We start from the raw sequence: 25,353 nt of genomic DNA, 5'->3' as shown, positions 1-25,353 counted from the left end.
TCGGTCGCTGACAGGGTGTCACATAAGCTCTGACCTGCGATGATGCCGAAACGGCGAGAGCTACTGAGCGGCAAGCCCGTCGCTGTGCCCCGGTCGCTGTCCCGGGCCGGGCGCGGGCGCCCCCGTCGCCGGCTCCGGCCGCCTCGGTGACGCAGCGACCGAAGCGACTCGAGCGGTTCTCCAGCGGTTGCCGAGCGGTTTGCCGTACCGGGCATGTTTAGGGGCGCCGATGCCGGCTGCGGGCACCGCGTGCGCGTCCCCTCGCCGGAGCCGCGGCGCTCCGGGTACGGCCGTGCGTGCGTGCGTGTGGAGCGGGCCGTGCCGCGGTGGCCCGCAGGCCCGGAGCAAGCCCCCGGGGACGCCGTGACGGGGCGGAACGCCTGCCTGGGCGCCCCTCCCCTCCCCGGGCCCCGTGTGCGGGCGGCACCCGGCCCCGCGGGCCTGCCGGGGGCCGGGGACGGTCAGGAGGGGACTATCTCGTTCCGGCGCTTCCCCTGCGAGCGCGGTGTCTTCTCCCCCACCCGGCGCGGCTCGATCGTCCGGGGGTCCACCGCCTCGCCCGGGGCGCCCTCCTTGTACAGGCCCTCGGGCTCGTTGGGGCGGTCGTGCGGGAGGAGGAAGAAGGTCCGGCGCTGGAAGAGGCCGCTGTCGGGGTTGGCCTCGGCGTCCTTGTCGAGTTCCGCGTAGCCGACCATGCGTCCGTCACGGGCGTAGCGGGGCTTGCCGCCGCGGCGGGCGCTCTTGTCGAGCGCCTGGCGGACGTAGTCGAGACCGTCGAGGTCCTCCAGCCACACCACGTTCGCTTCGTGTGCGAGCTGGCTTTCGTGCAGCAGCGAGCTCATGGACGCGGCTCCTTGTCGGTGATGTGGCGGCTCGGGCCGGCGGCTCCGCCGTCCGTGCCGGGCAGCGGGGCGCGAAGGGCCGGGACGCCTCCATGGTAGGGCGGCGCCGGGATCCTGGGCAGAAGGCCTCGGTTCACGGGCGCCCACCGCCGGGGGTGTCGGAGCGGATGTCGTCCGGGAGGAGCGCCAGCGCGGGGTAGTACTTCTTGCCGCTGGACTTGAGCATCTCCGCCGGGGAGGCGAGGCCCACCTCCTGGCGGATGCGGCCGGCGAACGCACGGGGCGTGTCCGCCCGGATCCCCTCCGAACTGCACCAGGCGGTGTACGTCGCGTACAGCAGGCCCTGTTCGACGCGCAGGTCCGAGGTGTCGGGGCCCTGGCGCACGCAGCACTCGCCGACGAAGCGGCCGATGTGGTCCTCGGTGGTCTCGTAGGCGGCGGTGGCCAGGCGGACCGAGGAGGGCCCGGTCAGCGGGTCGCGGCTGGTGAGGTAGCGGATGGCGCCCTGGACGAGCCAGTGCAGGATGCCGGGCCCCTCCTCCTGGACGAGCTCGCCGGCCAGGTTGTCGATCTTCCGCTCGGCCGGGACGACGCGCTCGAACGGGATGAGGCGGATACGGCGCCAGAACGCGTGCCCGCCGGTGCCGACTTCGGGCTGGTGGTTGCCGAGGAGCCAGAGCTTGTGGGTGGGGGTGAAGCTGAAGTAGTCCTGCCGCATCCTGCGGGCCTTGATCTTGTCCCCGCCGGTGAGCAGTTTGACGCGTGCCTCGTCGAACTTGTCGTTGGGCTTGAGTTCGCTGCACACGAAGATGCGGCGGCCGTGGAGCTCGGTGAGTTCGGTGGAGTGCTCGGCGAAGTTGCCCTTGTCCATGAGGAATCCGGGCGGGGCGGCGTCGGCGTAGTCGCCCATGACCTGGATCATCACGTCCAGCAGGACGGACTTGCCGTTGGCCCCCTTGCCCCACAGGAAGGGCAGCACCTGCGCGCCGACGTCCCCGGTGATGGAGTAGCCGAGGAGCAGGTGCAGGAAGTCGATCATCTCCTGGCCCCTGGCGTCGTCGCCGAAGGTGTCGTCCAGGAAGGCGTGCCAGCGCGGGGTGGGCATCGCCTGCGGGGCGACCTGGGTGGCGCGCGAGTGGAGGTCGCGCAGCGGATCGGGCTTGTGCAGCCGTCCGTTGCGCAGGTCGACGACGCCCGCCGGGGTGCACAGGGAGTACGCGTCGCCGTCGAGGACGTCGGGGTCGAGGCTCAGCGCGGGAGCGGCCTTGGCCTGGTGGAGAAGGGCCTTCATGCCGCTGGTGGACATGGTGCGCCGGCGGTGCTGGGCGATCTCCCGGTCGCTGAAGACGCCGCTGGGGTCGGAACGCGACATCTGCTCGGCCATGTCCCCCGCAGCCCACAGGGCGGCCTTCTCGCCTCCGACGCGCTTCCAGCGGAACTGGTCCCAGCAGTACCAGCCGAGGCCTTCGACGTGGCGGAACCGGTCGCTGTAGAGCTGGGCGAACAGCTTGGCGTTGCCGCGGTCGCTGAGCATGGGCGGCAGCAGGACGGGCTCGTCCGCGGGGGCGGAGGTCTGTGCCAGCTGGGGCGGCACCCACGCGGGGGCCGCCGCCTCGATGTCCAGCATCTGCTGAGCGGCGGCAGCGGCGTCGAAGCGGCTGCTGTCGGCGCTACTCATGCGAGTCCTCGGGGGTGGAACGGGCGGCTGGCGCCTGCGGACAAGGCTGCGTCGATGATCGACTCACTGCGGCGGTGCTGGTGGGGACGAGCATAGTGAGCGGCTTCCGACAGCCTTCGGCGGGTTTCGTCCTGGTTCAAGTGGCCTGCTCCCACGAGTCCGCCCGCGGTGTACGCGGCCCGGTTGAGCTTCTCGGTGAAACCGGTCCCCTCGCTGAGGGCGGCGCATTCGCGGACGCTCTCGAGAAGGGGCTCCAGCAGCCCTTCTGCGGCCCCGTAGCGGGCGTGTGAGGTCTTTGCCGCGGGGCGGGGCGCAGGGAGCGGGGACGGCCGTATGACGTGCCCGGTGCGGGTCAGTTCGGTGGCGAGCCAGGCGGGGAGCGGGGCGGGCTCCCGTACGGCGCCTGCGGGCGTGTAGACGCCCGCAGGGGTGCGGGTCGCGGGCGCGACGATGTAGCCGCCGTGCGCGCGCACGTCCACCTGCCAGGCGAGGGCGGTCCTGGGGCTGGAACCGGTGGACGAGCGGAAGCGGGTGGCGGGTTCGGGGTTCAGGTACCAGATGTGGAGCCCGCCGGACGGGGTGCGGACGCGCAGTGTCGTTTCGTCTTCGGCCGGGTTCTGCTGCCCGCGGTAGGCGGCCAGGAGGGCGAGGGTGTCGAACCCGGAGGCGAGGCCGTCGAGATCGACCTGGTCGGGGATCCCGATGCCCGGCAGCAGCCGGTCGCGTCCGGGGACCTGTGCGGCGTGGGCGTCCACGTCGAGGACGACGAGCCCCGCGGGGCCGCAGGAGACCCCGACGCCCGCGCGGGGCTCCCGGCCCCACCAGCCGTCGATCCGGGCCGGGTCGGTGGTGGCGCTGTGGAAGCCGTGGCACCAGCCTCCCCGGGCGTGGCAGGGGCACCGGGACGGGTCGTGGGAGCGGGTGCGGCACTCCGCGCAGTTGGCGGCCGGCGTCTTGCGTCCCGGAGCCAGCGGGTGGACGGGCCACTGACGGCTCGCCAGCCACCGCGCGACCTCGGCGGGTCGCGGCGGCTGCGCGACTCCCGGTGACGCGGTGTCGGCGTGGCGCTGCACGTGGTCGGTCCGTTCCTGTGGTGCCTGCAGAATCGGTCCCTCTGCCGGACCCTCACGTCGTGCCTGGTCAGCGCGGTGCGGAGCGAGACAGAGGGACTGAAGGGACTGACTTTCCCTTATAGGGGGCTGAGCCTAGCGCACGGATTCCCACGTTCGTGGGAGGCATGAGCATGTATTCGAAAGTGAGTCCCTTCAGTCCCTCGGTCCCTCCGGTGAGGACGGTCCGGCGCTCCGCCGGCGGGGCGGGGGGCTCGGCCCGAGGCGGTCCTCCCCTCAGGACGGCTGCCGCGCCGCGCGGCTGAGGGACTGAAAGCCTGCCAGGGGCGGGGGACTGAACGGTCCCTGTTCGGTCCCTCCCCCATTTTCGCAGGTCAGAGCATGTATGGCCGATCGGCGAGGGACTGAAGGGACTCATTTCCCTAGTTATCAGCGCACTGGGATTAATACTATTTAAGCCCTTACCTTGTTATGCGTAGAGACCTACGTACTCTTACGTACGCGTGCATACGCGCGCCCGCACGCAGCTGGATACTGGCACTTTGAGTCCCTTCAGTCCCTCCGGTCCCTGGCAGATCGCTGTGACCTGCGGCTTTGCGGAGGGACTGAACGAGGGAGGGACCGAAGCAGTTCAGACCCTCGCCTTCGGTGCCCCTGCCCCGCGGCGGTCGGCATCCCCCTCCAGGGCAGGAAAGTCGAGCCCGCGGACGACAGACGAACACCTGCTCCCCCGCCCCTGCAGGCTTCTTTTCCTCCCCGGTCCCCGACGGCGCTCCCTCCGCCGGAGGGACCGGGCCCTGTTGCCTCCGAGGGCGGGGAACTTTCGTCCAAGACAAGGCCGGTGGCATCGGCCAGCCTTGAGGCATGCCGAGAGTCGAAGCGGGGGCTGCCCCCCAGGAGTGCGCCATCGCCGAACGCTGGGAAGTCAGCCGGCCTCGATGGGGTGCCTCTCGTCCTGGAGTGCGGATGGCCGGGTTCCGGGACCGTCTGTCCGGCCGGCTCGACATGCGGGTGCTGCCGCAGCCCGCCGTCATCGTCGTGATCGGGCTGGGATCCGGCCCGATCACGGTGGACGAAGGGTCCGGTCCCCGGCCGTTGGACGGCCTCGTCGCCTCCCTCACCCCGGGCCCTGCCCGGGTCCGGGGGCAGGGCGTCGAATGCGTCGAGGTGGCGTTGTCCCCCCGGGCCGCCTACGCGGTGCTGGGTGTCCCCCCGCTGGAACTGGACGGGTCCGTCACGGGACTCGACGACCTGTGGGGGCGACGCGCACGACTGCTGCGAGAGCAGCTGGCCGAGACCGGTTCCTGGCAGCAACGCCTGGCGCTCACCGATGACTTCCTCAGACGGAGAGCTCAGGGAGCCCCGCCCATGACGGCGGAGGTCGCGGCGGCCTGGGACGCCATCGTGGCCGGCCGGGGGCGGGTGAGGGTCGGAGCCCTTGCCGAGTCCTGCGGCTGGAGCCGCAAGCGGCTCTGGGCCCGCTTCAGCGCCCAGGTCGGTCTGACACCCAAACGGGCCGCCATGCTCGTCCGCTTCGACCATGCCGCGAAGGCCCTCCTCGCCGGAGAGCGGGCCGGAGACGTCGCCGCGGCCTGCGGATACACCGATCAGCCTCATCTCCACCGCGACGTCCAGGCCCTCGCCGGCTGCACCCCCGGTGCGCTGGCCGGGCTGGACGTGTCCACAGGGCCCTGACGGCCCTTGTCCCTGTCCGGCCGACCGGTCGCGGTCGGCCGAGGTGAAAGGAACCCCTCTCTGTGAGCACCACCGAGATACAGACGGCGCGGACGGCAGCGGGCCGGGAACTCGTCGTACGGATGGCCTTCGGGAGCATGGCCGCCCACACCCTGCGCGCGGCCGTCCGGCTGGGAGTCGTGGAACGGATCGGGGACGGGCAGCGCACGGCCGCGGAGGTGGCCGCAGACGCAGAGACGGCACCGCAGCCGACCACCCGCCTGCTGCGTGCCCTGGCCGTGCTCGGCCTGCTTGCGGAGGACTCCCCCGGCACGTTCTCCGTGACGGAGTCGGGCGCGCTCCTCCGCCCGGACCACCCCGCCTCCCTCACGTCGTTCGTGCGTATGTTCACGGATCCGGCGATCGTGCGGGCCTGGGAGCACCTCGAGAGAAGCGTCCGTACCGGCGAGATCGCGTTCGACTCCGTCTTCGGCACGGACTTCTTCACCCATCTCGCGCGCAACCCGGAACTCTCCGCCGACTTCAACGCGGCGATGGGCCAGGTGGTCTCCGAAACCGCTTCCGTGCTGCCGGGTGCCGTCGACTTCGGACGGTTCGCCACGGTCGTGGACGTGGGTGGAGGCAACGGGACCCTCCTGGCCGCCGTCCTTCAAGCCCACCCGGACCTCAGCGGCATCGTCTTCGACACCGCCGAAGGACTGGCCGACGCCCCGACGACCCTGGCACGGCACGGACTGGAGGAGCGCTGCTCCCTGGTCGCAGGAGACTTCTTCCGCTCGGTGCCGCAGGGCGCGGACGCCTGTCTGGTGAAGAGCGTCCTGCACGACTGGACGGATGCCCAGGCGGTCACGATCCTCCGCCACTGCCGGGAAGCCCTGCCGCCGGGGGGGCGTCGTGCTGATCGTGGAGCCCGTGCTCCCGGACGTCGTCGGGGCCGACGACGAGGGCACCTACCTGAGTGACCTCAACATGATGGTGAACGTGGGCGGCAGGGAACGCACCCGTGCGGACTTCGAGGCGCTGTGCCTCGAGGCGGCTCTGCGCGTCACGTCGGTCACCCCGCTCATGGGGGCCGCCCCGTACGCGTTGATTGAGGCAGTGGCCGGCTGACGGGCAGGTCCACCCGCACGTGCCGATGCGGGCCAGGGTGCCTTCGCGAGGAGGCATCTTCCCGGGTGGCCCGCTGCGTTCACCGGTGGTCCGGAGAAGGCCGTTCATCGGCCGCTCCCTGAGACGGAGTGGCTGCCTCTCCCCCGGTCTTCATTACGCCGTAATGAAGACCGGCCCGATGTGAGCCATGGCAAGGGCGATCGGACCGCCCCGGTTCGCTGACGCGGTGACGGCTTCCTGCCTCTAGCCGTGTCCTCCTCCGGGTCGGAGAACACGCTCCCCAGGTGCCGCCGCATCCGGCGGCCCGGTGCTGGCAGCGGGCGAGCCAGGCCGGATCGTCCCCTCGCTCCATTACGGCGTAATGAGAATCCGGCCCCTCCCGGAGGACGGCGTCTCCCGGCGGGGTGTGACGGAGGAGCACGCACAGAGTGCGGCCCCGTGGGCGGAGGCTCCCGTCTGTCCACGGGCTGCCGGACGGCGAACCGGCACGGCTGTCTCCCCGGCGGGTCTTCCGTACGCGGCCGTACCGCCGGGGCACCGACTGGATGCCCGCGCCGGGACGGAACGCCGAGGAGTGCGGGTCCGTCCGCCGGGGATGCGGATGCCGACGACAGCCGTAGGCCGGCACGGAACGGTTTTCGGCAGCGGGCGGGGTGGGTCTTCATTACGCCGTAATGAAGACCCACCCCGCCCGCTGCGTCCCCCGCCCGCCGGGCCGGGTGCTGGACGCAGCTCCGTGAGCCGACACCGGGCGGTCCATCCGTCAGGACGGCGTCATGAGAAACGGGTCAGCAGCTGAATCAGCATCATGAAGCAACGTGGTAACGCGTCGATGCAGCTGTTGATCTTAGAAGTTAGTAAGGTGTCACCATGACGTCGCCATCATCCGGGGACCGGGAGAAGGTAGTTTCCAAGCTGCCCGGCCCGCTTCAGCAAGAATTGAAGATCCGCACCGCGCAGCGGGGCATCGACATCCAGCACGCCGTCGATGAGGGCATCAGTGCCTGGCGCGGACTGGGATCCAACCTTGCCGCCATCGACACCACGGGCGCCAAGTCCTTCTCGACCTGGCTGCCTCCCGGGCAGTGGGACGGCTTCCGGAGCGACTGTGCCGCCCGCGGGGTGTCCCTCGTGCAGGGACTCGCACAGTCCGTCTCCCTGTGGCTGGAGACGCACCCGGCCCCCGGGGTGCAGCGGCCGGTAGTGGTGAAGCGGATGATCGTCTGCAACCAGAAGGGCGGCGTCGGCAAGACCGCCGTCACCGCGGGCGCGGGCCAGGCTCTCGCCGAGGACCCGGACCGGCTGCACGCCGTCGGGGTGTCCAAGCACTTCGCCCATGCGCGGGCCGGCGCCGACGAGACGGCGGCGGAGGAGAGCGCACACGAGCAACTGCCCGGTCTCGGACTGCGGGTGCTGCTCGTCGACTTCGACCCGCAGGGGCACCTCACCAAGCAGCTCGGTCATGAACTCCTCCCGCTGGACGGCGATAGCCTCACCAAGCACATGGCGGGGGACTCGAAGGGCAAGCTGAAGGACCTGGTCGTCTCCGTGGACGACGAGCGCTTCGGCGACCGTCTGCACCTCCTGCCGTCCTGCACCGACGCGTTCCTCCTGGACGTCAAGCTGTCCGGGGTCCGTGCCCGCGAGGCCGCCCTGGAGCGGGCGCTGATGCCGCTTGAGGAGAATTACGACGTCATCCTCATCGACTGCCCGCCGAGCCTCGGCCTGAGCATGGACGCCGCCGTGTACTACGGACGGCGCCGCGACGGCGAAGCTCCGGGGAACTCGGGTGTCCTGGTCGTGGTGCAGGCCGAGGACAGCTCGGCCGACGCGTACGGACTTCTCACCGCGCAGATCAGCGACCTCCGTGCGGACATGCACCTGGAGCTGGACTACCTCGGCATCGTCGTCAACCACTACGACGCCCGCCGCGGTTTCATCGCCACCTCCTCGCTGGAGAGCTGGATGGCCATAAGGGATCCGCGCGTCGTGGGCCTGATCGGAGACCTGAAGGAGCAGAAGGAAGCCGTCCGGATGAAGCAGCCGCTGCTCGCCTACGCGCCGCGCTGCACCCAGGCGGTGGCTCTGCGCGCGCTGGCACGGGAGATCGTATGAGCAAGGCATCCAAGCTGGGGATGGGCGCTTCCTTCGCCCACACCCAGTCCGTCAGCGCCCGGCGTCAGGCCATCAACGCCGCGACCAACGCCCCCACCGAGGGCGCCCCGCCGCCGGTCACCCTGCCGGTGACCCTCATCAGCCTGAACCCCGGCAATCCGCGTTCCGAGCTGGGTGATCTGTCGCAGCTGGCGGGCAGTCTGCGCGACCACGGGCAGAAGCAGGCCATCAGCATCATGTCCCGCTTCTCCTATCTGGAGGCCAACCCGGAGCGGGAGAGCCAGCTCGAGCCCGGTACCAAGTACGTCGCCATCGACGGCAACTCGCGCCTGGCGGCCGCCCGCGAGGCCGGACTCGCCGAGATCAAGGTCACCCTCAACGAGGACCTCGGCAGCAACGCCGACGAGGTCCTGGAGTCGGCGCTCGTCGCCAACATCCACCGGCGGGACCTCGATCCGCTCGACGAGGCACGGGCCCTCCAGCAACTTCTGTCCGTGCACGGTACTCAGGAGGCGCTGGCCGCCCGACTGCACCGTTCGCAGGGATGGGTCTCGCAGCGGCTCGCCCTTCTCGGTCTGACGCCGGAGCTCCAGGAGAAGCTGGTGTCCGGAGAGGAGCCCGCCGAGCTCCTGCGCCGGGTCGGCAACAAGAAGCCGGAGGAGCAGGCGGCGCACCTCGAGCGCCTGAAGAGTGAGAAGCAGCGCAGGACCGCGGTACCGGCGCCCGCTGCTCCGCCGGCCCCGGCTCCGGCTGCGGTGGGGGAGGGGACGGCCAGTGAGGCCGAGCCGGTGGCCGAAGCGGATGTTCATTACGGCGTAATGACGGAACCGACCGCGGGGGAGGGGACGGCCAGTGAGGCCGCCGCACCCGCCGCAACCGACGACGTTCATTACGGCGTAATGACGGAACCCGCGACAGGGAAGAGCGATGCGCCCGCACCGGTCGCCGTCAAGGAGCCCGAGGCGGTACACGTCCCCGACCCCCGGCCCGAGCTGTCGGCCAGGCGCCAGATCAAGATGCCCTGGGCCGACGGGGGAGCGGCGATGGAGATCGCCTTCGACAAGCTGACGAGCAGCGGCCAGCGGCAGGCCGCCCTGGCGCGGTACGTCGAACTCGTGGGCGGCGCCGAGGCATTCGCCGAGGACCTGGCCGCAGGGACCAGCCTGGAATTCCGCCGGCGATTGGTCGAACTGCTGGGGGAGTAGCCGACCCTCGCGCAGATCCGTGAACGACGTGGTGCCCGGGCCTCTTCGAGGGCCGGGCACCACGTCGTTCCACCGGCCCGCCCGGCAGGCGTACGGTCACTCGGCGGACCGCCGGTAGACGGCGCGGCCGCCCGGCGCGTCCGTCCTGAGCAGCAGACCCGCTGCCGCCAGAGCACGCAGGATCTGCCGCGCCCGCTTGTCGGTCACCTGGTGTCCGGCCTCCGTGAGGGTCGTCACCGCACGGCCGGTGTCCCAGGTGCCGTCGCCGCTTCCGCGGACAGCGTCCTCCAGAGTTGCCCTCTGCGTCATGCGCTGCCGCGCCCACTCCTCGTGTTCGGTCTCGACACTCGCGAGAGCGTCGAAGAAGACGGGCACGAGATCCTCGTCCATCGCGTACCCGGCGACCTTGCCGAAGCCGGGCCCCTGCGGAGTGATGGGCGGCTGGATGCTCTCGGGCCAGAGCCCCTGGAGCGCGCCCCGCTGGAGAAGGCGCTTCAGTGCGGCGGAGTGCCCGCGGAGACTGGTGGTCTCCTCGTCGCGAAGATCTCCGGCGGCGACGTACCCGTCACCGGCGATGGCGAGCGCGACGATGCGCCGCGCCCGGCTCGGCAGCGAGCGGTAGTACGCCTCCGCCCGCTCCCGGGTCCACGTGCCGTCCATCTCGACATGGGCGGCGTGCTCGGCAAGGAGCGCGAGGAGCTTCTCCTGGAACTCTGGTTCGGGTTGGTCGATGGTGATGGTGATGCGCAAGACGCCCCCGTTACATAGGACGAGTACAAACCTGTTTTTGACGTGACGTCATCCTAGCGACGGCGCAGGACGATCGGAGCCGTTCACCGGCACAGCCGTTCTCCGGCAGAGCGGTTCGCGAGCAGAGCACCCCACCGACGGCACGATGCGACGACGGCCGTTCGGGCGGTCCGGCGACGCCGGGGGAGGGGAGGGCGGGGGAGGGGAGGGCGGTGTGGCCGGCCCGGCCGGCCGGGCCGGCCACACCGGCACGAGCCCCTATCCCGGCCCCTCCGGCCCGCGCCCACGGCCCGTCGGCGGCGCATCCCGTGGACGTAGGGGTTGAGGCTAGGGGTGCGTCTCGCCGTAGCGTGAAGGCCGGGGCGGACGGGCTGCCCCACGCGCGGTGGGGTGACGGATGTCGGAACTCGAGGCGGAGCGCAGAGCTCGATACCAGGCGACCGTGGTGCAGGAGTTCCTGCGCAAGACGGCCGAGGAGGGCGACCCGTACGCCGCCATCCTGCTGGTGCCCGACAGTCCCTATCCGCTCTACGAGCAGATCCGGGCGCGCGGGACGCTGCACCGCAGCGCGGTGGGCGCCTGGACGACGGCCAGCCACCGGGTCGCCAACCAGATCCTGCGCGACCGGCGGTTCGGCGTCCGTACGGCGGAGGGGGCCAAGCCCCCCGAGTTCATGCCGTTCGACAACTCCATGCTCGGGCTCGACCCGCCCGACCACACCCGGCTCCGCCGGCTCGCCACGCCCTCGCTCAACCCGCGCCGGCTCGCCCACTGGCAGCCGCACGTCGAGCGGTTCACCGGCGAACTGGTCGACGAGATGCTGGCCGGCCGCGACCAGGTCAACTTCATGAGGGCCTTCGCCCAGCAGCTGCCGCTGCGGGTGATCGGCGACCTGGTCGGCATTCCGCCCCGGCACCGTCCGCTGTTCTTCCGGCTGAGCCGCCGCATGGCCTATCTGCTCGACGGTGTGGCCACCGTCCAGGCCGCGCGGGGCGCGGCCGCCGCCATCGAGGAGATGACGGCGATGTTCCACGACATCATCGCCGAGCGGAAGGCCGACCCGCGCGAGGACCTGATCAGCGACCTGCTGCCGGCCGTCGAGGACGGCCGGCTGAGCATGGACGAGATGGTTCCGATGTGCATGTTCCTGCCACTCGCCGGTACCGAGACCACCGTCAACCTCATCGGCAACGGCCTGCTGGCCCTGCTCGAACACCCCGAGCAGTGGAAGATGCTGGTCGCCGATCCCTCGCTCGCGCCCGCGGTCGTACGGGAGACGCTGCGGTACGACGCACCCGTGCAGCAGTACCGCCGGATCGCGCACACCGACGTCGAACTGGAAGGCGAGCTGATCGCCACCGGTGACGAGGTCACGATCTGCGCGGGCGGCACCAACAGGGACCCCGAGGCCTATCCCGACCCCGAGCGGTTCGACATCACCAGGGACCCCGGACCGGAGAACCTGGCCTTCTCCTCGGGCATCCACTTCTGTCTCGGCGCCGCGCTGGCCCGGATGGAGGCGGAGACCGCGCTGGCCGCCCTCGCCGAGCGGGTACCGGGGATTCGGCAGGACGGCCCGGTGCGCAGACGCGGCTCGTTCATCATCCGCGGGATGCTCCAGTTTCCCGTCGCGCTGCGCTGAACACCGCACCTCCGCAGGCGAGATGAGGCGAGAACAGGGGCGCGGTCCCACCTGCTAGGGGTTGCCCGCCTTCACACGCCCTCCATAGCGTCGCGGACGCGGGCGCCCCCAACGCGGCGTCCCGCAGCATGACGGCCCCGGGTGGACCGTGGCCGAGCGGCAGCCTGGAAGGTACCGGGAACATGGCAGAAGAAAAGACGCTCCGGGACTATCTCAAGCTGGTCACGCTCGACCTGCGCCGGACCAAGGAGAAGTTGCGCGACCGGGAGGCCGCCGACCACGAGCCGATCGCCATCATCGGCATGAGCTGCCGGTACCCGGGCGACATCCGGACCCCCGACGACCTGTGGCAGCTGGTGTCGGAGGGACGGGACGCGATCTCCGGCTTCCCGACGGACCGCGGATGGGACCTCACCCGGCTCTTCGACGGCGATCCCGACGGCGAGGGCCACAGCTACGCGCGTGAAGGCGGATTCGTCCACGACGCGACCGAGTTCGACGCCGACTTCTTCGGAGTCTCCCCTCGCGAGGCCCTGGCCATGGACCCGCAGCAGCGTCTTCTGCTGCGTGCGGCCTGGGAGGCGTTCGAGGACGCCGGCATCGACCCCCAGTCGGTCCGCGGCACCCGCGCCGGAGTCTTCGCCGGCAGCAACGACCAGAGCTATCTGCGCCTCCTCGCCGGCGAACCGGGCACCGCGGGCCACCAGTTGACCGGTGGCGCGACCGCCGTCATCTCCGGGCGGGTCGCCTACACCATGGGCCTGGAGGGCCCCGCGGTGACCGTGGACACCGCGTGCTCGTCGTCGCTGGTCGCCCTGCACCTGGCCTGCCAGTCGCTGCGCAGCCAGGAGAGCACCCTTGCCCTCGCCGGCGGTGTCACCGTCATGGCCACACCCGGTGTCTTCACCGAGTTCAGCCGGCAGCGCGGACTCGCCGCCGACGGCCGCTGCAAGTCCTTCGCGTCCGCCGCCGACGGCACCGGATGGTCCGAGGGCGTCGGCGTCCTGCTGCTCGAACGGCTCTCCGACGCCGAGCGCAACGGCCACGAGGTCCTCGCCGTGGTCCGCGGCTCCGCCGTCAACCAGGACGGCGCCTCCAACGGCCTCACCGCGCCCAACGGCCCCTCCCAGCAGCGCGTCATCCTCCAGGCACTCATCGGCGCCCGTCTCTCCCCGTCCGACGTGGACGTGGTCGAGGCGCACGGCACCGGCACCCGGCTCGGTGACCCGATCGAGGCTCAGGCGCTGCTCGCCGCCTACGGCCAGGACCGGCCCGAAGGCCGTCCGATGCTGCTCGGTTCGGTCAAGTCCAACATCGGACACGCACAGGCCGCGGCAGGTGTCGCGGGCGTCATCAAGATGGTCCAGGCCCTCCGCCACGAACGGCTGCCCCGCACCCTGCACGTGGACGAGCCGTCCTCCCAGGTGGACTGGTCGGCGGGCGCGGTGGAACTGCTCACCGAGGCGCGGGCCTGGCCCCGCGGTGAGCGGCCGCGCCGGGCCGGCGTCTCCTCGTTCGGCGTGAGCGGCACCAACGTCCACACCATCATCGAGGAAGCGCCCCCGGCACCCGCTGCCGACGACCGGGAGGCGACCGGAACCGGCGCCGCCCCCGGGCCGGTGACGGCCCCCGTGGCCTGGGCCCTGTCGGGCCGTTCGGCGGATGCGTTGCGGCGGCAGGCGGAGCGTTTGCTGCCGGTGGTTGCCGGGGCTGATCCGGTGGATGTGGCGTTCTCGCTGGCGACGGGCCGTGCGGCGTTGGAGCACCGGGCGGTCGTGGTGGGTGGTGACCGTGAGGAGCTGGTGGCCGGGCTGCGTGCGCTGGCCGCGGGGGAGGGGGCGGCGCAGGTCGTCTCGGGTGCGGTGCGTGGCGGGGACTCGGCGTTCCTGTTCTCGGGGCAGGGTGCGCAGCGCGCCGGGATGGGCCGTGAGTTGTACGAGGCGTTCCCGGTGTTCGCGGAGGCGTTCGACGCCGTGTGCGCGCGGGTGGATGTCGAACGGCCGTTGCGTGAGGTGGTGTTCGGCGAGGACGCGGAGCTGCTGGCGCGGACCGTCTACGCCCAGCCTGCGATCTTCGCGGTCGAGGTGGCGCTGTTCCGGCTGGTGGAGTCGTGGGGTGTGACCCCGGACGTGCTGGTCGGTCATTCGATCGGTGAGCTGGCCGCCGCGCATGTGGCGGGTGTGCTGTCGCTGGACGACGCGTGTGCACTCGTGTCGGCGCGGGGCCGGTTGATGGAGGCGCTGCCGGAGGGCGGCGCGATGCTGGCGGTCGAGCTGGCCGAGGAGGGCTTGGAGCTGCCGGAGGGTGTGGACCTGGCGGCGGTGAACGGGCCGACGTCGGTGACGGTGTCCGGTGACGCGGCCGCGGTCGACGGGCTGGAGGAGCGGCTGCGGGCCGACGGTGTCCGCGTGAAGCGGCTGACGGTGTCGCACGCGTTCCACTCGCACCTGATGGAGCCCATGCTCGCGGACTTCGCGGCCGTGGCGAAGTCCCTGACCTACCAGGCCCCGTCGATCCCGCTGGTCGCCACCGCGCCCGGCGACATGGCCACCCCCGACTACTGGGTGTCCCAGATCCGCGAACCCGTCCGCTTCGCCGACGCGATCGCCTCGCTCACCGGGGTGCGGACCTTCCTCGAACTCGGCCCCGACGGCACCCTGTCCGCCCTCGTCCCGCACATCAGCGCCGACGCCACCGCCGTCCCCGCCCTGCGCGCCGGCCACGACGAGGGCACGGCCCTGCTGCACGCCCTCGCGGGCGTCCACGCCCGCGGTGCGGACCTCGACCGGAGCGCCGTGTTCGCACGGGGCCGCGGCCGGCGGGTCGCGCTGCCCACCTACGCCTTCGCCACCGACCGCTACTGGCCCTCCGGCGTCTCCTGGGCGGGCGACGTGACCTCCGCCGGTCTCGGCGTCACCCGGCACCCGCTGCTGGGCGCGGGCATCGCGCTCGCCGAGGACGACGGGTACCTCTTCACCGCGCGGCTCTCCCCGGTCACCCAGCCCTGGCTCGCGGAGCACCGGGTGCACGGCCGGATCGTGCTGCCCGGCACGGCGTTCGTGGACCTGGCGGTGCGCGCCGGTGAGCAGGCCGGCACCGAGCAGCTGGACGAGCTCGTCCTGGAGGCGCCGCTGACGGTGCCCGAGGACGGCGCCGTGCAGGTGCAGCTGGCCGTGGGCGCGGCCGACGACGAGGGCAGACGGAGCCTCACCGTGCACTCGCGCCGCGAGGACGGCGCCGCCGGCGACGGCTGGCCCGACCGCCCCTGGACGCGGCATGCCGTCGGCGTCCTCGCGCCCCGCCCCCGGGTCGTCGCCGAGGACGCCGAACTCGTCGGCGTGTGGCCGCCCGAGGACGCCGCTCCGGCCGACCCCGCCGCGCTCTACGGACGGCTCGCGGCGGCCGGACTCGAGTACGGGGAGCTGTTCCGCGGCGTCACCGCCGTGTGGACGCGTGGCGACGACGTCTTCGCCGAACTCGCCGTGCCCGAGAGCGCCGCCACCGGCTTCGGGCTGCACCCCGCCCTGCTCGACGCCGCGCTCCAGTCGGCCGCCGCGCACGGCGGGGACGGCGAGGCCGGCCTGCCCTTCTCCTGGACCGGCGTGACCCTCTGGGCGTCCGGGGCGACCCACCTGCGCACCCGGGTCTCGCCCGCCGGCGGCGGGGACGGCATCACCCTCCGCGCGGTCGACCCGGCCGGCAGTCCGGTCGTCACCGTCGAACGCGTCGTCACCCGGCCCGCGCCCGCCGCCGGCGACGACGCGGCCGGTGCCGACGACCTCTACCAGCTCGACTGGACGCCGGTTCCCGCGGCCGGTCCCGAGCCCGGTGAACTCGCCCAGCTCACCGGCCGGGACCCGCTCGTCGGCCGGACGGGCACGCTCGACGAACTCGCGGACAGCGGCCCGATGCCCACCCATCTGGTGCTGTCCGCCTGCCCTGACCCGTCCGACGACGGCACCGGCGCCGAGGCCGCCCTGGCCCGCACCGGTGAGGTCCTCGGCCGGCTGACGTCCTGGCTCGCCGACGAGCGGTTCGCCCGGACCACGCTGGTCGTCGCCACCCGCGGTGCCGTGCAGGCCGAGCCGGGCGACGACCTGCCCGACGTCGCGGGCGCCGCCGTGTGGGGCCTCGTGCGCTCGGCGCAGTCCGAGCACCCCGACCGGATCGTCCTGGTCGACCTCGACCCGTCGGACACGTCCGGCGCGGACCGCGACGACGAGCGGGCCGTCGCCCGTGCCGTCGCCTCCGGCGACCCGCAGACCGCCGTACGCGGCAGGACCGTGCTCGCCGCGCGTCTGGCGAAGGCGCGTCCCGGCCTCGTTCCGCCCGCCGAGGGGGCGTGGCGGGTGGGGGTGTCGGTGCGGGGTGCGGTGGAGAACGTGGGTCTGGTGGCGGCGCCTGATGCGGTGGCGCCGTTGGGTCGTGGTGAGGTGCGGGTGGAGGTGCGTGCGGCGGGGGTGAACTTCCGTGACGTGCTGAATGTGCTGGGGATGTATCCGGGTGAGGTGGCGGTGGGTGGTGAGGCCGCTGGTGTGGTGGTGGAGGTGGGGCCGGGGGTTTCCGGGTGTGTGGTGGGGGACCGGGTGTTGGGGTTCTTCGGTGGGGCGATGGGTCCGTTGGCGGTGACGGATGAGCGTCTGGTGGCGGTGGTGCCGTCGGGTTGGTCGTTCGTGGAGGCGGCGTCGGTGCCGATCGCTTTTGCGACGGCGTATTACGCGTTGGTGGATCTGGCGGGGTTGGGTGCGGGTGAGCGTGTGCTGGTGCATGCGGTTGCCGGTGGTGTGGGGATGGCTGCGGTGCAGGTGGCGCGTCATCTGGGGGCGGAGGTGTTCGGTACGGCGTCGCCCGGTAAGTGGGGGGTGACGGGGTTGGGTGCGGATCGGTTGGCGTCGTCGCGTGATGTGTTGTTCGAGGGGGTGTTCCGGGAGCGGACCGGTGGGCGTGGTGTGGATGTGGTGTTGAACGCGCTTGCGGGTGAGTTCGTGGATGCGTCGGCTCGGTTGCTGGTGCCGGGTGGGCGGTTCGTGGAGATGGGGAAGGCGGATGTGCGGGATGCGGGGTCGTTGCCGGGGTGTGTGTACCGGGCGTTCGATCTGGGTGAGGCGGGGCCGGAGCGGATCGGGGAGATTCTGCGTGAGGTTCTGAGGTTGTTCGGTGAGGGTGTGTTCGTGTTGCCGCCGGTGCGGGTGTTCGATGTGCGGCGGGCTGCGGATGCGTTCCGGTTCGTGAGTGCGGCGCGGCATGTGGGCAAGGTGGTGCTGTCGTTGCCGCGGGTGTGGGACGGGTCGGGGACGGTGCTGGTCACGGGTGGGACGGGGGCGCTGGGCGCCCTCACCGCCCGCCACCTCGTGCGCGAGCACGGCGTGCGCCGACTGCTGCTGACCGGCCGCCGCGGCGCCGGGGCGCCGGGTGCGGCGGAGCTGACCGCCGAACTGCGGGAGCTGGGCGCCGACGTCACCGTCGCGGCCTGCGACATCACCGACCCCGACGCGGTGGCCACCCTGCTGGCCGGCGTCCCGGAGCGGCATCCGCTGACCGCCGTCGTGCATGCGGCCGGCGTCCTCGACGACGGCCTGGTCGAATCGCTCGACCAGGACCGGCTGGCGGCCGTCCTCGCCCCCAAGACGGCGGCGGCCGTCCTGCACGAGGCGACCGCCGGGGCCGACCTGGCCGCGTTCGTCACGTACTCCTCGATATCCGGCACGCTCGGCAGCCCCGGGCAGGCCAACTACGCGGCCGCCAACGCCTACCTGGACGCCCTCGCCCACCACCGGCACGCCCGCGGACTGCCCGCGCTCTCCCTCGCCTGGGGCGCCTGGGCCGGTGTCGGCGGCATGGCCGACGCCCTCACCGAGTCCGAAGCCGCCCGCATCCAACGCTCCGCGTTCCCGCCGCTGGACGCGGAGCGCGGCCTCGCCCTGCTGGACACCGCCCTCGGCCTGCCCGGCCCGGCGATGGCCCCGGCCCTGCTGGACACGGCCCTGCTCACCGCGTCCCCGGGGCCGCTGCCCCCGCTGCTGACCGGCCTGGCCCGGCCCGTCCGGCGCGTCGCCGACCGCTCCGCCGTACCGGGCGGGTTCGCCGAACGGCTGCGCCGGCTGCCCGCCGAGGACCGGGCCCGTACCGCGCTCGAACTGGTCCGCGGCCAGGTCGCGGCGGTGCTCGGCTTCGCCTCACCGGACGCCGTGGACCCGACGCGGCCGTTCAAGGACCTCGGCTTCGACTCGCTCACCTCGGTGGAACTGCGCAACCGGATCGGCCAGGCGGCCGGGACCAGACTGCCCGCCACCCTGGTCTTCGACCACCCCACCCCCGAGGCGCTCGCCGCCCACCTCGTGACGGAGATCGCCGGCGACCGGGCCGCGCCGGTGCCCGCCGGGCCCGGCCGGACGGCCGTCGCGGCCGACGACGACCCCATCGCCATCGTCGGCATGGCCTGCCGCTTCCCCGGCGGCGCCGACACCCCCGAGGACCTGTGGCGGATCGTCGCCGACGAGACCGACGCGATCGGCGACTTCCCCACCGACCGGTCCTGGGACCCGGCCACCCTCTACGGCGACGGCGGGGAGAGCGGCGACCGCCGGACCTTCGAGGGCGGATTCCTCTACGAGGCCGCCGGGTTCGACCCCGCCTTCTTCGGCATCTCCCCGCGCGAGGCGCTGGCCATGGACCCGCAGCAGCGGCTGCTGCTGGAGACCTCCTGGGAGGCGTTCGAGCGGGCCGGGGTCGATCCCGCGCGGCTGCGCGCCTCGTCCACCGGCGTGTACATCGGCACGGCCACCTCCGGGTACGGCATCGGCCGGTTCGACGTCCCCGAGGGCTCCCGCCCGCACATCCTCACCGGCACCGCGACGAGCGTCATCTCCGGCCGGCTCGCCTACACCTTCGGGCTCGAGGGACCGGCGGTGACCGTCGACACCGCGTGCTCGTCGTCGCTGGTGGCGCTGCACCTGGCGATCGGCGCCCTGCGCCGCGGCGAGTGCACCATGGCGCTGGCCGGCGGCGCCACCGTCATGACGACGCCCAGCATGTTCGCCGACGCCGCGCAGGGCGGCGCGCTCGCGCCCGGCGGCCGCTGCCGGGCCTTCTCCTCGGACGCCGAGGGCACGGGCTGGGGCGAGGGCGTCGGCATGCTCCTGGTCGAACGGCTCTCCGACGCGCGGCGCAACGGGCACCGGGTGCTCGCACTTGTGCGCGGCAGCGCGGTCAACCAGGACGGCGCCTCCAACGGCCTGACCGCCCCCAACGGACCCGCCCAGCAGCGCGTCATCCGGGCGGCACTCGCCGACGCGGGCCTGGACACCGGGGACGTGGACGCGGTCGAGGCGCACGGCACCGGGACGGAACTCGGGGACCCGATCGAGGCCCAGGCCCTGATGGCCACCTACGGGCGGGGCAGGGACGACGGACAGCCGCTCTGGCTGGGCTCGGTGAAGTCCAACATCGGGCACACGCAGTCGGCCGCCGGCGTCGCCGGCATCATCAAGATGGTGATGGCCCTGCGCCACGGCGTGCTGCCGCGGTCCCTGCACATCACCGAGCCCACCGGGCACGTGGACTGGGACGGCAGCGGCGTCCGGCTCCTGACGGACGCTCTGGAGTGGCCGGACGCGGGACGTCCGCGCCGTGCGGCCGTCTCGTCGTTCGGCATGAGCGGGACGAACGCCCACACCATCCTGGAGCAGGCCCTCCCGGAGCCCGCGCCCGCCGCGGAGCCCGCAGCCGGCGCGCCCGCCGACGAGGCCGCCCCCGACGCGCCCGGGACCGGCTCCGGCACGCCCGTCGAGCTGCCCTGGCTGCTCACCGCCCGCACCCCCGAAGCGCTCCGCGCCCAGGCGCGGCGGCTCTCCGGCCACCTCGACGCCCACCCCGCGCTCACGGACCGCGACGTGGCCCACTCGCTGGCCGCCACCCGCTCCCGCTTCGAGCACCGCGCCGTCCTCCTCGGCCCCGGCGGCCACCGCGAACGGCTGGCCGCCCTCGCCGACGGCGCCTCCGCGCCCGGCCTGGTGACGGGAGCGGCCGGGCGCAGGGGACGGGTCGCGTTCGTGTTTCCCGGCCAGGGCTCGCAGTGGCCCGGCATGGCCGACCGGCTGATCGAGGAGTCCGCGACCTTCCGCACCACCCTGCGCACCTGCGCCCAGGCACTGGAGGAGCACCTCGACTGGTCGGTCGAGGACACACTGCTCGGCCGGCCCGGCGCCGCGGACCTCACCAGGGTCGAGGTCATCCAGCCCGTGCTGTTCGCGATGATGCTGGCCCTCGCAGAGCTCTGGCGCGAGCACGGCGTCGAACCGGAAGCGGTGGTGGGCCACTCGCAGGGCGAGATCGCCGCCGCCCATCTCGCCGGCGCCCTCACCCTGGAGGACGCCGCGCTGATCGTCACCCAGCGCAGCCGGCTGCTGTCCCGCGTCGTCGGGCAGGGCGCGATCGCCTCCGTCTCGCTGCCCGCGCAGCAGACCCAGGAGCGGCTGGAACCCTGGTCCGGAGCGCTCAGCATCGCCGCCGTCAACGGGGTGTCCTCCGTCTCCGTCGCCGGCGACGAGGCACCGCTCGACGAGTTCCTCGCCACGCTGGAGGCCGAGGGCGTGCGCTTCCGCAAGCTCCGCATCAAGGGCGCGGCGCACTCGGTCGTCGTCGAACCGCTGCGCGACGAGGCCCTGGAGGTGCTGGCGCCCGTACGGCCGCGTGCCTCGCGCATCCCGTTCTACTCCACGGTCACCGGCGGGCTGCTCGACACCACGCGGCTCGACGCGGACTACTGGTACCGCAACATGCGGCAGACCGTGCAGTTCGCCCCCGCCACGCGCGCCCTGCTCGCCGACGAGTTCGGCGTCTTCGCCGAGTGCAGCCCGCACCCGGCGCTCGGCTCGTCCGTCCAGGAGACCGCCGACGACGCCGGTGCGCCCGACCCGGTGCTGCTGTCCTCGCTGCGCCGCGAGGAGGGCGGCCTCGCACGGTTCTCCGTCTCCCTCGCCGAGGCCTTCACCCGCGGTGTGGAGCCCTCCTGGGCGTCCGGCGGCACCGCCGTGGACCTGCCGACCTACCCCTTCCAGCGGGACCGCTACTGGTGGGAGCCCGCACCCGAGGAGACGGCGGCACCCGCCGGCGGCGGCACCGCCGAGGAGGGGAGCTTCTGGGCCGCCGTCGAGAGCGGCGACACCGAAGCGCTCGCCGAGTCCCTGGGAACCGACGCCCTCGCCCCCGTCCTGCCGGCGCTCACCGCCTGGCGGCGGCGTTCCCACGACCGCTCCACGGTCGACGGCTGGCGCTACCGGGTCGAATGGAAGCCGCTGCCCCTCACCGGCCCCGCCCGGCCCGCGCTCACCGGCACCTGGGCGATCGTCGCCGGCCAGGGGCAGCAGGAACTGGCGGGCAGGCTCGCCGCACTGGTCGAGCAGGCCGGCGCCGAGGCCCGCGTGACCGCGCCCGGCGAACTGCCCGAGGAGCAGGAACCGACCGCCGTCGTCTCCCTGCTCGCCCTCGACTCCCGCCCGCACCCCGACCACCCCGGCATCAGCACCGGGGCCGCGCAGAACCTCGCCCTGCTGCGTGCCGCCGCCGCCCGCCCGGCCCCGGTCCCGGTCCATCTCGTCACGAGCGGCGCCGTCTCCGTCGGCCGCGTGGACCCCGTACGGGACACCGCCCAGGCCGCCACCTGGGGGCTGGGCCTCGTGGCCGGTCTGGAACGCCCCGACTGCTGGGGCTCACTCGTCGACCTGCCCGAGCAGCCCGACGACCGGGTCCTGGGCCGCCTGCTGCGGCTGCTCGCACCGCGGTCCGCGGACTCCGGGGCGTCCGACGGCCCCGGAGCGGAGGACCAGTCGGCGATCCGGCCCGCCGGCGTCTTCGTCCGCCGCATGGTCCGGGCCCCGCGCGCCACGCCCACGCGGTCCTGGCAGCCCGGCTCCACCGTGCTGATCACCGGCGGCACCGGCGGCATCGGACGGCACCTCGCGCACCACATGGCCGACCGGGGCGCACGCAAGCTCGTCCTCACCGGCCGCCGCGGCCCGGACGCACCCGGCGCCCTCGGCCTCGCCGCCGAACTGACCGCCCGGGGCGTCGAGACGGTCGTCGCCGCCTGTGACGTCACCGACCGGGACCAGGTCGCCGCGCTGCTCGCCGAGCACCCCGCCGACACGGTCGTCCACGCCGCGGGCGTCCCGCAGGCGACGGCACTCGCCGACTGCGACGAGGCCGAGTTCGCCGCGGTGGCCGCCGCCAAGACCGAAGGCGCCCGCCACCTGGACGAACTGGTGGGCGACATCGGAACGTTCGTCCTCTTCTCGTCCGGTGCGGGAGTCTGGGGCGGCGCGGGCCAGGCCGCCTACGCGGCCGGCAACGCCGTGCTCGACGCGCTGGCGCAGGCCCGGCGCGCCCGGGGCCTCGCCGCCACCGCCGTCGCCTGGGGCGGCTGGGCCGAGGGCGGCATGGCCGACGACGGTCACGCCGCCGCCGAGCTCGGCCGGCGCGGGCTGCACGCGATGGAGCCGCGCCTCGCCCTCGCCGCGCTCGACCAGGCGCTGGACGCCGACGAGACCTGCCTGACCGTCGCCGACATCGACTGGGCCCGCTTCACACCCGGTTACACGGCGGCCCGCGCCCGGCCGCTCATCATGGACATCCCGGAGGCCGAGGCGGCGCTCGCCGCCCCCGGCGCCGCGGCGGACGAACCCGGCGAGGTCGACGCCCTGCGCGACGCGCTGCTCGCCCTGAACGGGCCGCAGCGCACCCAGCACCTGCTGGAACTCGTCAGCGGGCACGCCGCCGCCGCGCTCGGCTACGCGGACTCCGCCAGGATCGAGGCCGGCCGTGCCTTCCGGGACCTCGGCTTCGACTCGCTGATGGCCGTCGACATGCGCAACCGCCTGCAGACCGCCACCGGCCGCAAACTGCCGCCCACCCTGGTGTTCGACCACCCGACCCCCGCCGACCTGGCCGACCACCTGCTCGCCGAGGTCCTCGGCGAGGAGGCGGCCGCCGAGTCCACGGCCGCCCGCGCCACCGGCACCACCGAGGACGAGCCGCTGGCCGTGATCGGGATGAGCTGCCGCTACGCCGGCGGCGTCGACTCGCCGGAGGACCTGTGGCGGCTGGTGCTGGACGGCACCGACGCCGTCGGCCCCTTCCCCGAGGACCGGGGCTGGGACCTGGAGAACCTCTACCACCCCGACCCCAACCACCCCGGGACCTCCTACGTCAAGGAGGGCGGATTCCTCCGCGACGCCTCCCACTTCGACGCCGGTCTCTTCGGCATCAGCCCCCGTGAGGCCGTGGCCACCGACCCGCAGCAGCGCCTGCTCCTCGAGGCGACCTGGGAGGCGATGGAACGGGCCACGATCGACCCGTCGTCCCTGCGGGGCAGCGCGACCGGCGTGTTCGTCGGCACCTCGTTCGTCGGCTACGGCATCGGGGCCCAGCAGGCGGGCAGCGAGGCCGAGGGCTTCTTCCTCGCCGGCACCGGCACCGCGGCCGCCTCCGGACGCATCTCCTACACCTTCGGCCTGGAGGGGCCCGCGGCCACCGTCGACACGGCCTGCTCGTCCTCCGCCGTCGCCATCCACCTCGCCTGCCAGGCACTGCGGCAGAACGAGTGCGACATGGCGGTCGCCGGCGGCGCCGCGGTCCTCGCCACCCCCGCCTCCTTCACGGAGTTCAGCCGCCAGCGCGGCCTCGCCCCCGACGGACGGTGCAAGCCGTTCGCCGCGGCGGCCGACGGCACCGGCTGGGGCGAGGGCGTCGGCGTGATCCTGGTGGAGCGCCTCTCGGACGCGCTGCGCAACGGGCACCCGGTCCTGGCGCTGATCCGCGGCACCGCGGTCAACCAGGACGGCGCGTCCAACGGGCTGACCGCCCCCAGCGGCCGCGCCCAGCAGAAGGTCATCCGCCAGGCACTGGCCAACGCCGGTCTGGACACCGCCGACGTCGACACCGTCGAGGCGCACGGCACGGGCACCACGCTCGGCGACCCCATCGAGGCCCAGTCGATCCTGGCCACGTACGGACACGGCCGCCCCGGGGACCGGCCGCTGTGGCTCGGGTCCGTGAAGTCCAACATCGGGCACACCCAGTCGGCCGCCGGCGTCGGAGGCGTCATCAAGACGGTCATGGCGCTGCGCGAGGGGGTCCTGCCCAAGACGCTGCACATCGACGAGCCGACCCCGCACGTCGAGTGGTCGGCGGGCGCGGTCGAACTGTTGCGGGAGACCATCGACTGGCCGGACACCGACGGGCGTCCCCGCCGGGCCGCCGTGTCGTCCTTCGGCGGCAGCGGCACCAACGCCCACCTGGTCCTCGAACAGTACGTGCCCGACGGCGCGGCCGTCGCCGCCGGCACGGACGGCCCCGGCGGCGAGGACCGCCGTGCCGCCGAAAGCGACGGCGGCCCCGCCGCGGCCGCACCGTCCCCGGCGGACGGCCGCGCGGCCGGGGACGCGCCCGAACTCGACGGCGTGGTCGCGCCCTGGATCGTGTCCGCCCGCGGCGCGGAGGCGCTGCGCGCCCAGGCGGTACGGCTCCTGGAGCACCTGGACACCGTTCCCGCCGCGCATCCCGCCGATCTGGCCCACTCGCTGACCACGGGCCGGGCACTGCTCGAACACCGCGCCGCCGTCGTCGCCGCCTCCGACACCGACCGGCGCGCCGCACTCGCCGCCCTGGTCCGCGGCGAGGCCGCCGCGCACCTGGTCCGGGGCGTCGCCCGCCCCGGCAAGGTCGCCTTCGTCTTCCCCGGGCAGGGCGGCCAGTGGGCGGACATGGCGGTCGGCCTGATGGACAGCTCCGAGGTCTTCGCCGCCGAACTGTACGCGTGCGCCGAGGAACTGGCCCGCCACGTCGACTGGTCGCCCATCGACGTGCTGCGCGGCGCCGACGGCGCCCCGTCGCTCGACCGGGTCGACGTGACACCGGCCGTCCTGTTCGCCGTGACCGCGGGGCTCGTCGCCCTCTGGCGGGCGCACGGCGTCGAACCCGACATGGTCCTCGGCCACTCCCAGGGCGAGATCGCCGCCGCCTACGCCTCCGGCGCGCTGACCCGTGCCGAGGCCGCCCGGATCGTCGCCCTGCGCGGCATCGTCCTCATGCCGGTCGCCGGGCTCGGCGGCATGGCCTCCGTGGCGCTGACCCCCGACCGGACCCGCGAACTCCTCGAACCGTGGGGCACGCGGCTCTCCCTCGCCGGGATCAACGGCCCCGCGTCGTCCGTCGTCGCCGGCGAACGCCAGGCGCTCGACGACTTCCT

Annotated in this window: 9 protein-coding genes and 1 pseudogene (1 of these 10 only partly in view); 6 read left to right on the top strand and 4 right to left on the bottom strand. The window is 73.4% G+C overall.

Going from position 1 to position 25,353, the window contains the following annotated elements; genetic code table 11:
• Nucleotides 1-461: 461 nt before the first annotated feature.
• The 3 genes from IAG43_RS33455 to IAG43_RS33445 form a co-directional block, all read right to left on the bottom strand.
• Nucleotides 462-842 (bottom strand): DUF6009 family protein, encoded by a 381-nt coding sequence (locus IAG43_RS33455; protein WP_187744896.1) that lies wholly within the window; start codon nt 840-842, stop codon nt 462-464.
• Nucleotides 843-975: 133 nt separating this feature from the next.
• The gene (locus tag IAG43_RS33450) at nt 976-2,520 is read right to left on the bottom strand and encodes a DNA primase family protein (protein WP_187744895.1); all 1,545 of its coding nucleotides are present in this window, start codon (nt 2,518-2,520) and stop codon (nt 976-978) included.
• On the bottom strand, nt 2,517-3,593 hold the full coding sequence (locus IAG43_RS33445; protein WP_246574841.1) for a bifunctional DNA primase/polymerase: 1,077 nt from the start codon (nt 3,591-3,593) through the stop codon (nt 2,517-2,519). Before IAG43_RS33445 ends, IAG43_RS33450 begins: the two co-directional genes overlap by 4 nt.
• Nucleotides 3,594-4,556: 963 nt before the next feature.
• Between IAG43_RS33445 and IAG43_RS33440 the strand changes: the two genes are divergently transcribed.
• The 4 genes and pseudogenes from IAG43_RS33440 to IAG43_RS33425 all read left to right on the top strand — a co-directional run bounded on the left by IAG43_RS33440 (nt 4,557) and on the right by IAG43_RS33425 (nt 9,715).
• Nucleotides 4,557-5,285 (top strand): helix-turn-helix domain-containing protein, encoded by a 729-nt coding sequence (locus IAG43_RS33440; protein ID WP_343075708.1) that lies wholly within the window; start codon nt 4,557-4,559, stop codon nt 5,283-5,285.
• Nucleotides 5,286-5,407: 122 nt separating this feature from the next.
• Nucleotides 5,408-6,395: pseudogene (locus IAG43_RS33435) on the top strand (methyltransferase).
• An 870-nt stretch (nt 6,396-7,265) separates the two neighbouring features.
• Nucleotides 7,266-8,510 carry a ParA family protein gene (locus tag IAG43_RS33430; RefSeq protein WP_187744893.1) on the top strand — a complete coding sequence of 415 codons (1,245 nt, stop codon included), beginning with the start codon at nt 7,266-7,268 and terminating at the stop codon, nt 8,508-8,510.
• Nucleotides 8,507-9,715 (top strand): ParB/RepB/Spo0J family partition protein, encoded by a 1,209-nt coding sequence (locus IAG43_RS33425; protein ID WP_187744892.1) that lies wholly within the window; start codon nt 8,507-8,509, stop codon nt 9,713-9,715. Before IAG43_RS33430 ends, IAG43_RS33425 begins: the two co-directional genes overlap by 4 nt.
• A 96-nt stretch (nt 9,716-9,811) precedes the next feature.
• On the opposite strand, the gene IAG43_RS33420 is transcribed toward IAG43_RS33425, so the two are convergent.
• Nucleotides 9,812-10,465, bottom strand: a complete 654-nt coding sequence (locus tag IAG43_RS33420; protein ID WP_187744891.1) for a hypothetical protein — start codon at nt 10,463-10,465, stop codon at nt 9,812-9,814.
• Between the two features lie 397 nt (nt 10,466-10,862).
• Between IAG43_RS33420 and IAG43_RS33415 the strand changes: the two genes are divergently transcribed.
• Together IAG43_RS33415 and IAG43_RS33410 are read left to right on the top strand one after the other, a co-directional pair.
• Complete coding sequence (locus IAG43_RS33415; protein WP_187744890.1) at nt 10,863-12,107, top strand: cytochrome P450; 1,245 nt, start codon at nt 10,863-10,865, stop codon at nt 12,105-12,107.
• Between the two features lie 182 nt (nt 12,108-12,289).
• Nucleotides 12,290-25,353 carry the 5' portion of a type I polyketide synthase gene (locus IAG43_RS33410; protein WP_187744889.1) on the top strand. Its footprint extends 3,283 nt past the window's final position, so the window shows 13,064 of its 16,347 coding nt (coding positions 1-13,064); its start codon is at nt 12,290-12,292; its stop codon lies beyond the right edge, outside the window.

It is taken from the genome of Streptomyces genisteinicus, assembly GCF_014489615.1.
In the GTDB taxonomy this organism is placed as follows: Bacteria; Actinomycetota; Actinomycetes; order Streptomycetales; family Streptomycetaceae; genus Streptomyces; species Streptomyces genisteinicus.
This window is presented reverse-complemented; position numbering and strand designations above follow the sequence as displayed.